The organism is Rhodococcus sp. AH-ZY2, assembly GCF_030916465.1.
GTDB classification, from domain to species: Bacteria; Actinomycetota; Actinomycetes; order Mycobacteriales; family Mycobacteriaceae; genus Rhodococcus; species Rhodococcus ruber.
On record NZ_CP126458.1, the window covers coordinates 5,062,685 to 5,075,688 of the forward strand.

Consider the following 13,004-nt stretch of genomic DNA (forward strand, 5'->3'; position numbering starts at 1 on the left):
GCACAATGGTGCCCGGATCATAGGCGCCGCGCCGATCACCGCCGGAGGAACATGGCCGTCATCTCGCTCACGTCGATTCCTCCCGGCTCGCGTGCCGGCTGCAGCGATGCGGCCCTCCCCGAAAGGACGCCGACGAATGTGGTTGCGCTGGACGCACCGCGGTCTTCGAAGACTGCTGCCGGGCACCTGCCCTGCGGCCGAGCGGACTGACCGGTGGATGTCCCCGTGCTGCTGGCCATTGTGACGACGTTGGCGTTCGACCTCACCAACGGCTTTCACGACTCGGCCAACTCGATTGCCGCACTTGTCGCCACCCGGGCTGCCCGGCCGGGACACGCGCTCGTGCTCTCCGCGGCTGGGAATTTCGCCGGACCGCTGCTCCTGGGCACGGCCGTGGCCGACACGGTCGGTGGGGTCGTCGAGTTGCCCGCCGATGTCACGGTCGCCGCGGTCGGCGCCGCGCTCACCGCGGCGATTGCGTGGAATCTGCTGACGTGGCGATTCGGGCTGCCGTCGAGTTCGTCGCATGCCCTCGTCGGCGGGCTGGTCGGTGCAGCCCTGGTCGCCGCCGGAGTGGCCGGAGTGCAGTGGGGTGGATTCTCCGACGGCCGTCCCACAGGCGTTGTGGGAATTCTTCTGGGACTGGCGATCTCACCTGTCCTGGGCGCTCTCGCGTGCGCTCTGCTCGGGGCGGTCGCATGGCGGCTGGTGCGGCGGGCCCGGCACCGTGTGCTCGCCCCGGTCCGCAAGGCCGAATGGGTCACGGCCGCCACGCTCGCGTTCAGCCACGGAGGCAACGACGCGCAGAAGTCGATGGGCGTGATCACCTTGTTGCTCGTCGCGAGCGGGCAGTTGGCGGAGTTCACGGTTCCGCTGTGGGTCAAACTTGCGGCCGCGACCAGCTTGACCGCCGGAACCGCGTTCGGTGGCTGGCGGATCGTGCGAACCGTGGGCCGCGGGGTGTACCGGATGACCCCGCTCGACGGCCTGGTCAGCCAAGGCGGCGCCGCCGGTGTGATCTTCGGAGCTGCTCTCGTCGGGGCACCGGTGAGTACCACGCACGTCGTCGCGGCCGGCGTGGTAGGTGTGGGGGCGCAGCGACGCATGCGCCATGTGCACTGGAAGGTGGTCGAAGAGATGGGCTCGGCCTGGATCGTCACGCTGCCGGCGACCGCCCTGCTGGGGGCGGCGTTGTTTCCGATCTGGCAGGCGATCTGATGCGTTGGCCCCACCTGCCTGCCTCTTGGTTTCTGCCTCGGTCGTTCGACGTGCTCGCCCTGTTGCAGGCCCAAGCGGCCACCGTGGAGCAGAGCATGCGCATCCTGCGTCGCTGGGGGCACGATGAGATTCTCACCCGTGATGCCGTCGCGGAGCTGCGCAGTGCCACTGCAGCCGAGCATGCCGCGCGTCGCGACCTCCACAACGCCGTACGCGACAGTTTCAGCACGCCGCTCGAGGCGGAGGATCTGTTCGAACTGGGGGAACGTCTCGGTGAGATCCCGGAGGCCGGGTATGCGCTGGTCCGGGAATCGGAACTGTCGTGTGCGGGGCTGACGTGCACCGAACCGGACCCTTACCTGGTGGGGCTGCTCGACGCCCTGGCCGATGCGGCGGTTCCTCTGCTGGACGGGCTGCGTGCGCTGCCGCGTGGCACCGCCGCGACGTACGCGGACCGGACCATCGAAAAACTGTCGGCGGCCGAACACGCTTATCGGGTTGCGATTGAATCGTCCCTGGTTTCATTGAGGGTGAGCCAGATATCCCGGAAGGATCACCCCCAGACTCATCATGGCGAACTACAAATACCCCCAGGAACTCCGTGAGCGAGCGACCCGACTCGCCGTCGAAGCCCGCCGCGACCCCGACACCCGCACCGGCGCGATCAACCGGATCGCCGAGCAGACTGGTGTCCACAAGGAAGCCCTGCGGACCTGGGTGCGCAAGGCCGAAGACGACGAGCTCCCGACCGAGCCGGTCGACGCCGAAGCGCGCATCCGCCGCCTGGAGAAGGAGAACCGCGAACTACGACAGTCGATGGAGATACTTCGCTCTGCTACAGCGTTTTTCGCGAAGGCGGAGTTCGACCGCCGACTGAAGTGATCGTTGCCTTCATCGACGAGCACAAACACCGCTGGGGGATCGAACCGATCTGTCGCGTTCTGTCCGAGAACACCGAGGTCAAGATCGCCCCGGGCACCTACTACGCCTTCATAGGCCGCGAACCGAGCGTCCGTGCACGCCGCGATGCCCTCCTCAAAGAACACATCATGCGCATCCACTCCCACCCGAGGATGCGGGTCTACGGGATCCGCAAGATCCACGCCCAACTGGTCCGGGAAGGTCACGAGGTGGCCCGCTGCACCATCGAGCGACTCTGCCGCGAACTCGGTGTCCGTGGCACCGTGCGCGGGAAATGGCCGCGCACGACGAAGCCGGCACCGGAGACCGATCGGCCCCGTGACCTCGTCGAGCGGGATTTCACGGCCACCGCGCCGAACCAATTGTGGGTGGCCGATCTGACGTATGTGCGCACACAGTCCGGATGGGTCTACGTCGCGTTCGTCCTGGACGTGTTTTCCCGCATGATCGTCGGCTGGCAGACCTCGACGCGGATGTACACCGACCTGGCCCTCGACGCGTTGAAGATGGGCCTGTGGGCACGACGACGCGCAGGCCAGGACGTCACCGGACTGGTGCACCACAGCGACCGCGGCGTGCAATACCGAGCGCTCCGCTACGCCCAGACCCTGGACCAGGCCGCCGCGGTCGCCTCGGTCGGATCCAAGGGGGACTCCTACGACAATGCCATGGCGGAGACGCTGAATTCGCTGTACAAGGCCGAGTTGATCTTCCTCGACGGCCCTTGGACCGGCCGGGAAGACGTCGAGGCCGCTACCGCGCAATGGGTGCATTGGTTCAATACCGAACGGGTCCACGGCATGCTCGACTATCGCACCCCGGCCGAGATCGAGACCGCCTACTACGCACAACGGCCGGCCGCCTCTGCGGCCTGAGAACTGAACACACGCTCAGCCTCAACAAGACTCAGGACTTGACAGATTGCCGCCCTGGAGGACGAGCCCGACATCCGACGGGAGTTACGCCGTCGGGAACTGTACCACCGCGCAGAACACCTGCACAGCGCCGTGCTGCGCGTCGCACGGCGCATCTGGTACTCGGTGTACAAGTCCCGGTGACGGCCCGCCCCGAGGTGAGGCCGGCGACGTCGCCGGGACGAGGTCGAGCGGGGAAGCATAAGGGTCCTTGTCCGGGCATCGCCTGGCGTCTGCGGAATCGATGGTCTACCGCGGCGTCACGGCGCGGAATCGAACGTGCGCGTCGAGGCCACCGTATGGGCTGCGGGGCAGCAGCTCGGCGGTGGCTCCGCTGGCGCGGGCAAGCTGGGCGACGATGGCCAGGCCGAGTCCGCTGCCTTCGGTGTCGGTGCGAGCGCGCCAGAACCGGTCGAAGGCCCGGATGCGGTTCTCGGCGGACAGACCAGGGCCGTGGTCGAGCACATGCAGGTCCACCGCGTCGGTGGCGGCCTTGTCGACGGTGACCTCGACGGTGCTGCCGGGCGAGGACACGGCCAGGGCGTTGTCGAGCAGATTGTCGATGATCTGTTCGGCAGCGCCGGGCACGGCGAGCACGAGCGCTGCCGCAGGTGCCGTCACGGTGATCCGCACCTCGGATTCGTCGGCGAGGGGTTCCCACTGCTCGATGCGGGCGCGCGCCACCTCGGCCAGATCGGTCTGCTGCGCTGCGGTGCCGGAATCGTCGGCACGGCTGAGCACCAGCAGCGCATCGATGAGGTGCTGCAGCCGCAGCACCTCGTCCTGCGCCGACGCGAGTGTTCGACGGGCCGCCTCGGGATCGGCGTCGACGAGGTCGGCGGCGCCGTCGAGGCGCAGCCGCAGCGCGGTCAACGGGGTACGCAACTGGTGCGACGCATCACCGGCGAAGGCGCGCTGCTGCCGCAACAGGTATTCGAGACGGTCGGCCATCCGGTTGAACGACCTTGCCAGGCTGCGGATCTCCGGTGCGCCGGCACCCTCGGGTGTGCGGGCGCCGAGGTGCCCTTCGGCCAGATGTTCGGTGGTACGGCGCAGCTGCTGCAGGCGGCGGGTCACCGTGCCGGCGATGAGGAAGGCGACGATGCCAGCCACGATCACGGTGACGACGGCGACGAGCCAGAGCATGCGTAGTTGGCCGCGAACCTGGTCGGCCACCACCTGGGCCGGATAGGTCAGCCGTACCGCACCGACGACCTGTTCCCCGCTGAGCACGGGCACGGTCACAAAGAGCAGATCGGTGCCGAGACTGTCCGAACGACGTTGACCGGTGGTGATCTGTCCCGACAGGGCAGTACCGATTTCCGGGCGGGAGCGGTAGGAGGAACCGGCGGTGGCCTGGTCGTCGTCGGAGGTGACCACAGCAGTGCCGGAGGTGTCGACGATCACCACTCGGGCGCCGCTGCTGCGGTAGTAGCGCTGGGCATCGGCGACCAGGGCGGGATCAGGGCCGCCGGTCTCGAGCACCTCCTCGCTGCGGCCGGCGAGTAGGAACGCATCCCGTTCGAGGGCGGTGGTGATGCGTTCGCGTTCGGTTCGCATCAGATAGCTCCCGAGGGGGAGGTCCTGCACGATCACCACGGCCAGGGTGACGGCCATGAACGCGGCCATCAGTTGCCATCTCACGTGGGCACCGCGATCCGGAAGCCGACTCCACGTACGGCCTCGATCCAGCCGGGATCACCGAGCTTTTTCCGGATGGCGGCCACATGGGCGTCGAGGGTTTTGCTGGTTCCGTACCAGTTGCCGCCCCACACCTGATGCAAGATCTCCGAGCGCCGGTACACCGCCCCGGGATCTTCGGTGAGATGGCAGAGTAGGTCGAACTCCTTGGCGGTCAGGTGTATCTCACGCTCTCCGAGGTGCACGCGCTGAGTCCGGCGATCGATGGTCAGCGTCCCGACCGTCTGTATCCCTGCCCGGGCCTGTGGGGTGTCACCGGAGTCGGCCACGCGTCGGCCGACGGCGCGGATGCGGGCGACGAGCTCGCGCATGCCGAACGGTTTGACCACGTAGTCGTCGGCTCCCATCTCGAGGGCCAGAACCCGGTCGATCTCGTCGGCACGAGCGCTGACACGATGATCGGGGTCTTCGATCCGGCACGAATGGTGCGGCAGACATCGGTGCCGTCCATGTCCGGCAACCCCAGATCCAGCAACACGAAATCCGGGCCGGTCTCGGACACCGCGGCCACAGCGGCGGCGCCGGTGGCCACCCGCCGGACCTCGAATCCGGCACGGATCAATCCGCCGCACACTCCGTCGGCAACGGAGTCGTCGTCTTCGACCACGAGAACCAGCACATGCGCATTATCGGCTCACCCCCAGGGTCGTCACCGAGCGGCGGGTCCCGCGGCGGACCCTGGGTCGATCTTGGACGAATCTTGGATCTTTCTCGGATCCTCCTTCACCGGAGCGTCCCTACGGTGGACCCATGAGATCGAAAACAGCGGTGATCGTGGCCGTGGTGTTCATCCTGGTGATCGGAGCGGCCGCCCTGGCCGTCAACACCCGGATCCTCAACGCCTCGTCCACCAGCGACATCGGGCGCGCCGACCAAGTCCTGGTTCCCGGCACTTCGCCCGCGGACAGCGGAGCATCGACGCAGCAGACATCCACGCCCCCTGCCACCGCGCCGGCAAAGGACGATGAGTCGCCGGACGAGGAGTACTCCTTCCGGCGCAGGAGCGAACATGAGCCCGACGACTGACCGGAACGCACCGCAACGGTCACCGGCACTGCGCTCGAAGATCGCCAGCGCCGCCCTGTCCGGCGGCGCCGTACTCGCCCTCGTTACCGGCATGGCCGTGCACACCCCCGACACCCCACCTGCGCGAACGGCCGATCCGGCTGGCTCCAACGTCGGCGTACCGTCGGCTGCACCCGGAACCTCCGCCGATCGCCCGGTACCGGCGGCGATACCCGCACCGAGCACGTCCCGCGGTGCGGTCACCGCCCCGCAGGCGATCTCCCGTGGATCCGGAGGTTGAGATGATGCTTCCACCCGAAGTGAGGACTTCCGAACACTGCGACCACGGCTCGCCGACCACGGGGACCGTGCAGCACGATCGCCGCCCCGCCATGGGCGGCACCGCAGCGATCACCGTGGTGGGCGGTCCGGCCGGCCTGGCCGACCGGTGTTTCGCGCGGCTGGCCGAACTCGAACAGGCGTGGAGTCGTTTCCTCGACACCAGCGACATCTGGCGGCTGAACTGGGCACAAGGACGCCCGGTGCGGGTGCGGCCCGACACCGTACATCTGGTGACCGAGTTGGTCCGGGCGTGGGCGATGACCGACGGCGCCTTCGACCCCACCATCCTTCCTCAGTTGGTTGCCGCCGGTTACGCCGGCAGCTGCACCGATCCGACCCGGCGCACCACCTTGCCCGACACCGCCACCTGGCCGGCCGCGGTCTCCGAGATCGACATCGACGGCCTCGATGTCCGGCTTCCCCGGGGCACCACCCTCGATCCCGGGGGACTCGGCAAAGGATTGGCCGCCGACATGCTCTCCGAGTTCGCCCTCGACCACGGCGCCGACGGAGTGCTCGCCGAGGTTGGGGGAGACCTCGTCGTCGCCGGCGCACCGCCCGACGAGGGTGCCTGGACCGTCGGCATCGAGGACCCCTTCACTCCGGGCGGGTTGCTGACTGTGGTGCGGTTGGCCGGCGGAGCCGTGGCCACCTCGAGCCGCTTGGTGCGCGTGTGGACCGGCAGCTACGGCCCGGCCCACCACCTGATCGATCCGGCCACCGGGGTGAACGCCCGCACCTCGACGGTGACCGCCACAGTCGTGGCCGGAACCGGCGCCCGGGCCGAAGCCTTGACCAAGCTCGCCTTCACCCCGCAACCCGACCGGTTGGTGCGCCGAGCCCCGCACCTCGGCGCCGTCGCCTTGGTGCTCACCGCCGACCGACAGCAACACCGATCCGTGAACTGGAGCGAGTTCGAATGAGCGACCCGCACCTGTGGTGGTATGTCACCCGCGCCAGCGCCCTGGTCGCGTGGGTGACGATGACCACCTCGGCATTGTGGGGGGTTCTGCTGTCGACCCGCATTCTGCGGGCAGTCGACAATCCGGCGTGGCTGCACGAGATGCACCGCTGGCTCGGCGGCACGGCCCTGATCATGACGGGACTGCACCTGTTCTCCCTCATGCTCGATACCTGGACCGGTTCTCGGTCACCGACCTGCTCGTCCCGTTGGCTGCCGACTACCGGCCCTGGCCGGTCGCCCTGGGCATCGTGGCGTTCTACCTGCTGTTGGCCGTCTACGGATCCTCGCTGCTGCGCACCCGCCTGCCGCGGCGGTGGTGGAAAGCGCTGCACTACGGCAGCTACGGAGCTGTGGTGCTGGTGTCCTTCCACGCCGGATGGTCCGGCACCGACGTCGGCACCTGGGGTTATCGGCTCGTCGCGTTCGTCCTGCTGGTCTCGGCGACGGTGGCGGCCCTGGTGCGCACCTTGTTCAGCCCCGGTCGGCGCGTCACCGAAGCGTCGACTCCGCAATCGCGTGCGATGCCCCAGCCGATGACCATCACCGCGGTGCACCCCCTGGCAGCCGACACCGTCGGGCTCGACCTGGCACCGCCGGACGGGACCTCAATGCCGGTTTGGCAACCCGGCGCCCACCCGACGGTGCACCTGCCGAACGGACTGCAACGCCGATACTCGTTGTGCGGTGACCCGGCCGAGCGCACCGGCTACCGCATCGCGGTGCACCGGACGCCGCACTCGCGTGGGGGCAGCGCCTGGGTGCACGAGCACGCCGTCCCTGGCACCGTCGTGGGCGTGTCCGGCCCGGACAACCACTTCTGCCTCGAACCGGCCGGTGACTACCTCTTTCTCGCCGGCGGCATCGGCATCACCCCGATCAAGACGATGATCGAATCCCTGCCCGCGCACCGGTCGTGGCGACTGATCTACATCGGGCGCAGCCGCAACGCCATGGTCTTCTGCGACGAACTCGAGCAACGATGGCCCGAACAGGTCAGCATCCTCGCCCGCGACGAAACCGGCACCCGGCCGGACCTGACCCGCATTCTGACCGGCACCACGGCCATGGTGTACTGCTGCGGCCCCGCATCGATGACCGACGAGGTGACAACCCTTGTCCCCCCTGCGCGCCTGCACGTCGAGCACTTCACCGCCGCACCGATCACGCCGACTGCTCGGCCTCGTCCCTTCGAGGTCGTGTGCGCCCGCAGCGGCCGTCACGTGCAGGTGACCGAGGACGAATCGCTCCTCGAGGCCCTCGAGCACGCCCACGTCCCGGTCGTCGCGTCCTGCCGCGAGGGGGTGTGCGGTGCGTGTGCGGTGCGGGTGATCAGCGGGCACGCCGAGCATTTCGACTCGATCCCGCACACGCGTGAGCAAGACGAGCAGAACGTCATGTATCCCTGCGTGTCCCGCTCCCGCAGTCCTCTGCTGACTCTGGATCTGTAACGGCTTGCTGCGAACGGGTTCGGGTGTCCGCACTTACGTTTCCGTAGGTGCACCAATCACCGTCTCAGCTCCGGTCGGTCACCTTCCCGCGGTGCGGTCGTTGCTCCGCCACGGTCGGCGGCTCGCGACGGTGCGAAATAATAACTGCCGCGACACCGTGGGGCTACGATCAGTGGTCATCGGCGTTAGTTCGTCGGGGTTCAGGTCCAGGCCGTGAGGGCGGCGAGGTAGAGGCCGCAGGCGGTGTCGAGGGCGTCCTCGGCGGTGCCGGCACTGTGGCCGGTGGCCAGGTAGGAATTCTGGGAGTCGTCGTGGCTGGCACGGTAGATCGCGAAGCCCCACATGGTGGCGTAACCGGCGTACTTGAGCCGGCACAGGGGTCAGGGTCTGTCCGTCGGTCAGTACGGCCTCGACGTAGGCGTACGGTGCCCGGAACCGCAACTCGATCCGGGCGATCGTGGTCCATCGGTCTCGGGCTCGGGCGGACTGGTGCAGGCCATGCGGCCGCGGCGGCACGTTAGCGTACTTCGCCGCGTACGACGCGCACGGCGGGCAGGTACTCGGCACCATCGCCCCGAAGACGGGGATCGCCTGGTTCGCCGAACTGGTCGAGAAGGTGATGACCACCGAACCGTATGCCTCTGGCCACGCGGGTGTTCTGGGTCGTCGGCAACGGCTCGTCCCACAACGGGACCCGTTCGGTTGAGCGAATGCAGTCAGCTTGGCCGACAGCGACATCGATGCACCTTCCGGTGTGCGCGTCGTGGTTGAATCAGGTGGAGATCTTCTTCTCCGTCCTGCAACGCAGGGCCATCGCCCCGGTCGACTTCGCCGAACCTCGATGTCCTTGCCACCCGGATCCTGGCGTTCGAGGACCGCTACAACACCACTGCTCGCCCGTTCGACTGGCGGTACACGCGCGCTGACCTCAACGACTACCTGGCCCGAGTGCGTCGACACGACCCGGACGCAACCTCCCCGAGTTCGGGCAGGCTGCCTGGGTGTGGTCACCGACGAACTGACGCCGATGACCACTAGCGGACCGACCGCAGGAATGCCGCGTTGGACCGGAGTGAGGCACTGCGGGCCCCGACTACGCGGTCGAGGATCGGAACCCCGCCGGTGTGGTCGATCGGCGGGACAGAACATTCGAGGGATCGGACCGGGCATGATCTACGGCGGCATCGGCGTGTGATCCGGATCGGTGCGCCACCGTGGCCTGCGGCACTTCATCCCTCGGCCGCCCGGACACGCGCTCGACCGGGGATCGGATCACCGGTTCGGTAGGCAGCGGCGGGGTTGGCCGGTGGCTCGTAATCGGACGCCCTGCACCGGCCGGGGTTCCTGCGGGGGCGGCAGATCCGTCGCAGCCCTTCTTCAGCGAACCTTCATCAAACGCCTACCTCCACCGTGGGGTTCGGCGACGAGGATCGACATCGAGCTTCGAGGAAGGAGCGACCATGATGTGGCAATGGGGTGCGATGGGCTGGGTCGGCTGGCTGCTGATGGCGCTGGCCATGTTCGGTTTCTGGGCGCTGGTGGTGTTCGGCATCGCTGCGGTGTTCCGTCCCGAGCACCGCATCGGCACCGGACCCGTCCCTCACAGCGACGATCCGGTGAGCTTGCTCGACGCCCGGTTCGCCCGCGGCGAGATCGACGTCGAGGAATACCGGACGCGGCTGAAGGCGCTGCGTTCGACCCGCTGACCGGTCGCCCGTAGCGGGCGCTGTCGACGTTTTCAGGAGTGATGTGTGGTGCAGATGTCCCGTCGCCGTTTCTTGATCGGCGCGTCCGCTGCCGCCGGGGCGGTGGCCTTCGGTGGCCTGTCCGGATGCGGCCGAACCGGGGCCACCGGGGATCCGGTGGCGCCGACTGCCGAAGCGGTACGCCGGCTCGAAGCCCAGCGCCGGGTGGCGAATCAAACGATCGTCCCCGCGCACCTGGCGGCGCGCCCGACTCAGATCGACCTCGGGGGCCGGATCGTGCAGACCTGGGGATACGGTGACACGCTGCCCGGTCCGCTGCTACGGGCCCGGGCCGGGGACCTGCTACAGGTGCGGGTGGACAATCAACTTCCTGCCGACACCAGCATCCATTTCCACGGCATCGCGCTGAGCAACGACATGGACGGAGTCCCGGGACTGACGCAGGATCCCATCGCCCCGGGCGGTGCGTTCACCTACGAATTCACCGCCCCCCACCCCGGCACCTACTTCTACCACTCGCATTCGGGAGTCCAACTCGACCGCGGCCTGTATGGGGTGGTGGTGATCGACGACCCGGCCGAGCCCGGCGGCTACGACGACGAATGGGTCGTCGTGCTCGACGACTGGGTCGACGGCACCGGACGCACCCCCGACGACGTCGCCCGCGAACTCGGCATGGCTGCGTCCGGGGAGGGATCCGAATCCGCGGGGGAAATGGGCGGAATGGATCACGGCTCCATGGAAGACATGGAGGGTATGGGGGACATGGGCGCAGAGACGATGCAGTCGGATCTGCTCGGTGGCGCCGGCGATGTCAACTACCCGTACTACCTGGTCAACGGTCGAATCCCCACCGATCCGGTGAGCTTGACCGCGGTGCCGGGGCGGCGGATTCGCCTGCGGATCGTCAACGCCGGTTCGGATACTGCCTTCCGCCTCGCCCTCGGAGGGCACCGGATGACGGTCACCCACAGCGACGGGTTCCCCGTCACTCCCCGCGAGACCGACGCCCTGCTGATCGGCATGGGCGAGCGGTTCGATGTCCTGGTCACCCTCGCCGACGGGGTGTTTCCCCTCTACGCCGCCGCTGAAGGCAAACCCGGATACGGTGTGGCGCTGGTGCGCACCGGCGCCGGCAGTGCCGGCCCCACCGATACCCGGCCCGCGGAACTGGACCGGCAGGTCCTGCTCGGTACCGACCTGAGTCCCCGCGAGCAGGTCCGTCTGGCGAGCAAGTCGCACGACAACTATCTGAGCGTGGACATGGGCGGCACCATGTCTCCGTACCGGTGGACACTCAACGGACGTGCCTTCCCCGACGCTGCACCCCTGGCCGTCGCGCAGGGCCAACGCGTGCGCATGCGTTTTCGCAACATGTCCATGATGTTCCATCCGATGCACGTGCACGGGCACACCTTCGCGCTGGTCTCCGGTGGCGCACGCAAGGACACCGTCACAGTGCGCCCCATGCAGACCGTGGAGGTCGAGTTCGACGCCGACAATCCCGGGCAGTGGGCCCTGCACTGCCACAACGCCTACCACCAGGAGGCGGGAATGATGACGACCGTGTCCTACCGGGCCTGAGGAGGATCCCCATGTCGATGCATCCCGGCGAGCATCATCACTCTCACCCTCTCGCCCAGGACGCCCCCATCGACGAGTCGATACCCGCGGCCGCGGCCGAACCCACGAAAAAGGGTGCACTGGCGGCAGTGTGGAACGCCGTCTCCGGGGCGATCGGTGCGGTGATGGGTTTGGTGCCGCACGTGCTGCATCATGTCGGTCTGATCGCCGGAGCAGCCTTGGTCACCGGCGCCGGCGGCAATCTGCTCTTCTTCGGTCTCGGTGTGGTGTTCTCGATCCCGATGCTGCGCCGGTTGTATCGTCGTTTCCACACCTGGAAGGCGCCGGCGATCGCCTTGGTGGTGTTCGCCGGGATGTTCGCGCTGTCCGCGTTCGTCATCGGTCCCGCTCTCACCGGAAACACCTCCGACGATCCGTCGGAACTGCCGGGACAGACCTCCGCGACGGTGACCAGCACCCCGACCGAACACGGTGAACACCACGGCGGATGAAATCGTTGGGCAGGCATGGCCGCTGCCGTGGCGGTACGGCTCTACTGGTTGCCGCGTACGTTCGCGTCGAGTACCGATTCGGCGTCGTGTGCGGTACGTGGTGGAGCATCGCCTGCGCAGGCAACGACCGTCGGGCCTCGGGAAGCCTTGCGTATCGGTCCGCCCGGTGGTCGGATCACGCCAGAACGGCCGGAAAGAGCGTCGTTCCGGACACCGCGGGTGTTACATGGCCGGGAGGAACCGGGGCTGATCGGCTCTGAGCTCGATCTTCCGGTAGGGCCATATCACCCTCGGTTGCGATCCGGACGGCGGCGGCGCATCGGCGCCGCCGCCGTGATCAAGGGTCAGCCGCAGCATCCCCCGGACTTCCCCGTTCGCGGAAGGGCCTGAGTGGCCGGCATCGACTGCTCGGCGGAGTCGACATCGTATCCGGCTTGCGAAATGGCTTCGGCTACAGCATGGGGAGATGCGGTACCAGTACTGGTGACAGTGCCGGATTGCAGGTCCACCTCCACGGCGGTCACCCCGGGGACGGATCCGACTGCGGCCTTCACCGTCGACACGCAGTGTCCGCATGTCATACCTCGAACCTTGACTGTGGTGCCGTTCATTGCTCTACGCCCTCTCGTGTGCTCGGACGGACGGAAGATCCGTCCACTCCTCGGTTATATACCCCAATGGGGTATCTAGCACAGGGGTGAGGGCGTGCG

Annotated in this window: 14 protein-coding genes, 1 pseudogene and 1 other annotated feature; of the genes and pseudogenes, 10 read left to right on the top strand and 5 right to left on the bottom strand. The window is 67.9% G+C overall.

Annotation, left to right across the window (positions count from 1 at the left end; translation table 11 throughout):
* Positions 1 to 213: 213 nt before the first annotated feature.
* The 3 genes from QNA09_RS24255 (at position 214) to QNA09_RS24265 (ending at position 3,014) form a co-directional block, all read left to right on the top strand.
* Positions 214 to 1,218: an inorganic phosphate transporter gene (locus QNA09_RS24255; protein WP_040273301.1), complete on the top strand. Its 1,005-nt coding sequence runs from the start codon at positions 214 to 216 to the stop codon at positions 1,216 to 1,218.
* Positions 1,219 to 1,268: 50 nt separating this feature from the next.
* Positions 1,269 to 1,823, top strand: a complete 555-nt coding sequence (locus tag QNA09_RS24260) for a hypothetical protein (RefSeq protein WP_040273299.1) — start codon at positions 1,269 to 1,271, stop codon at positions 1,821 to 1,823.
* Positions 1,789 to 3,014 (top strand): IS3 family transposase gene (locus tag QNA09_RS24265; RefSeq protein ID WP_096824248.1). Its coding sequence is split into 2 segments (ribosomal slippage): positions 1,789 to 2,071 and positions 2,071 to 3,014, totalling 1,227 coding nucleotides; the frame shifts between segments, so codons are not numbered across the junction. Before QNA09_RS24260 ends, QNA09_RS24265 begins: the two co-directional genes overlap by 35 nt.
* Positions 2,058 to 2,192 (top strand) — a sequence feature (AL1L pseudoknot). Its footprint overlaps the gene before it by 135 nt.
* Positions 3,015 to 3,302: 288 nt before the next feature.
* Here QNA09_RS24265 and QNA09_RS24270 read toward each other — a convergent pair.
* From QNA09_RS24270 to QNA09_RS29210, 3 genes and pseudogenes are all read right to left on the bottom strand, one after another.
* Positions 3,303 to 4,697: an ATP-binding protein gene (locus tag QNA09_RS24270; RefSeq protein ID WP_102031809.1), complete on the bottom strand. Its 1,395-nt coding sequence runs from the start codon at positions 4,695 to 4,697 to the stop codon at positions 3,303 to 3,305.
* A complete protein-coding gene (locus tag QNA09_RS24275) occupies positions 4,694 to 5,101 on the bottom strand; it encodes a winged helix-turn-helix domain-containing protein (protein ID WP_006937104.1) in 408 nt (135 codons plus the stop codon). Before QNA09_RS24275 ends, QNA09_RS24270 begins: the two co-directional genes overlap by 4 nt.
* 104 nt (positions 5,102 to 5,205) lie before the next feature.
* A pseudogene (locus QNA09_RS29210) lies at positions 5,206 to 5,373 on the bottom strand (response regulator); the annotation flags it as partial.
* 131 nt (positions 5,374 to 5,504) lie between these two features.
* Between QNA09_RS29210 and QNA09_RS24280 the strand changes: the two are divergent.
* The 4 genes from QNA09_RS24280 (at position 5,505) to QNA09_RS24295 (ending at position 8,513) form a co-directional block, all read left to right on the top strand.
* Positions 5,505 to 5,780, top strand: coding sequence for a hypothetical protein (locus tag QNA09_RS24280; protein ID WP_006937108.1), 276 nt, complete (start codon positions 5,505 to 5,507; stop codon positions 5,778 to 5,780).
* Entirely contained in the window at positions 5,764 to 6,060 is a 297-nt protein-coding gene (locus QNA09_RS24285) for a hypothetical protein (RefSeq protein ID WP_006937109.1), read from the top strand. Before QNA09_RS24280 ends, QNA09_RS24285 begins: the two co-directional genes overlap by 17 nt.
* A 19-nt stretch (positions 6,061 to 6,079) precedes the next feature.
* Complete coding sequence (locus QNA09_RS24290; RefSeq protein WP_234574908.1) at positions 6,080 to 7,024, top strand: FAD:protein FMN transferase; 945 nt, start codon at positions 6,080 to 6,082, stop codon at positions 7,022 to 7,024.
* Positions 7,025 to 7,271: 247 nt separating this feature from the next.
* Positions 7,272 to 8,513 carry a 2Fe-2S iron-sulfur cluster-binding protein gene (locus tag QNA09_RS24295; RefSeq protein ID WP_049904215.1) on the top strand — a complete coding sequence of 414 codons (1,242 nt, stop codon included), beginning with the start codon at positions 7,272 to 7,274 and terminating at the stop codon, positions 8,511 to 8,513.
* A gap of 200 nt (positions 8,514 to 8,713) precedes the next feature.
* On the opposite strand, the gene QNA09_RS24300 is transcribed toward QNA09_RS24295, so the two are convergent.
* Positions 8,714 to 8,857, bottom strand: a complete 144-nt coding sequence (locus QNA09_RS24300; RefSeq protein WP_006937112.1) for a hypothetical protein — start codon at positions 8,855 to 8,857, stop codon at positions 8,714 to 8,716.
* Positions 8,858 to 9,973: 1,116 nt separating this feature from the next.
* On the opposite strand from QNA09_RS24300, the gene QNA09_RS24305 reads away from it, so the two are divergent.
* The 3 genes from QNA09_RS24305 to QNA09_RS24315 are packed head-to-tail and all read left to right on the top strand — an operon-like array spanning position 9,974 to position 12,294.
* The gene (locus QNA09_RS24305; protein ID WP_185113645.1) at positions 9,974 to 10,219 is read left to right on the top strand and encodes an SHOCT domain-containing protein; all 246 of its coding nucleotides are present in this window, start codon (positions 9,974 to 9,976) and stop codon (positions 10,217 to 10,219) included.
* 45 nt (positions 10,220 to 10,264) lie between these two features.
* Complete coding sequence (locus tag QNA09_RS24310; protein WP_006937116.1) at positions 10,265 to 11,803, top strand: multicopper oxidase family protein; 1,539 nt, start codon at positions 10,265 to 10,267, stop codon at positions 11,801 to 11,803.
* Between the two features lie 11 nt (positions 11,804 to 11,814).
* Positions 11,815 to 12,294 (top strand): hypothetical protein, encoded by a 480-nt coding sequence (locus QNA09_RS24315; protein WP_006937117.1) that lies wholly within the window; start codon positions 11,815 to 11,817, stop codon positions 12,292 to 12,294.
* A 344-nt stretch (positions 12,295 to 12,638) separates the two neighbouring features.
* Here QNA09_RS24315 and QNA09_RS24320 read toward each other — a convergent pair whose 3' ends face one another.
* Positions 12,639 to 12,905: a heavy-metal-associated domain-containing protein gene (locus QNA09_RS24320; protein WP_081636973.1), complete on the bottom strand. Its 267-nt coding sequence runs from the start codon at positions 12,903 to 12,905 to the stop codon at positions 12,639 to 12,641.
* Positions 12,906 to 13,004 lie beyond the last annotated feature (99 nt).

Bases quoted from the DNA above. Each gene is read 5' to 3' on its own strand.
- QNA09_RS24285 (WP_006937109.1), top strand. From the start codon at position 5,764: ATGAGCCCGACGACTGACCGGAACGCACCGCAACGGTCACCGGCACTG.
- QNA09_RS24280 (WP_006937108.1), top strand. From the start codon at position 5,505: ATGAGATCGAAAACAGCGGTGATCGTGGCCGTGGTGTTCATCCTGGTG.
- QNA09_RS24320 (WP_081636973.1), bottom strand. From the start codon at position 12,905: ATGAACGGCACCACAGTCAAGGTTCGAGGTATGACATGCGGACACTGC.
- QNA09_RS24300 (WP_006937112.1), bottom strand. From the start codon at position 8,857: ATGTGGGGCTTCGCGATCTACCGTGCCAGCCACGACGACTCCCAGAAT.
- QNA09_RS24275 (WP_006937104.1), bottom strand. From the start codon at position 5,101: ATGGGAGCCGACGACTACGTGGTCAAACCGTTCGGCATGCGCGAGCTC.
- QNA09_RS24315 (WP_006937117.1), top strand. From the start codon at position 11,815: ATGTCGATGCATCCCGGCGAGCATCATCACTCTCACCCTCTCGCCCAG.
- QNA09_RS24305 (WP_185113645.1), top strand. From the start codon at position 9,974: ATGATGTGGCAATGGGGTGCGATGGGCTGGGTCGGCTGGCTGCTGATG.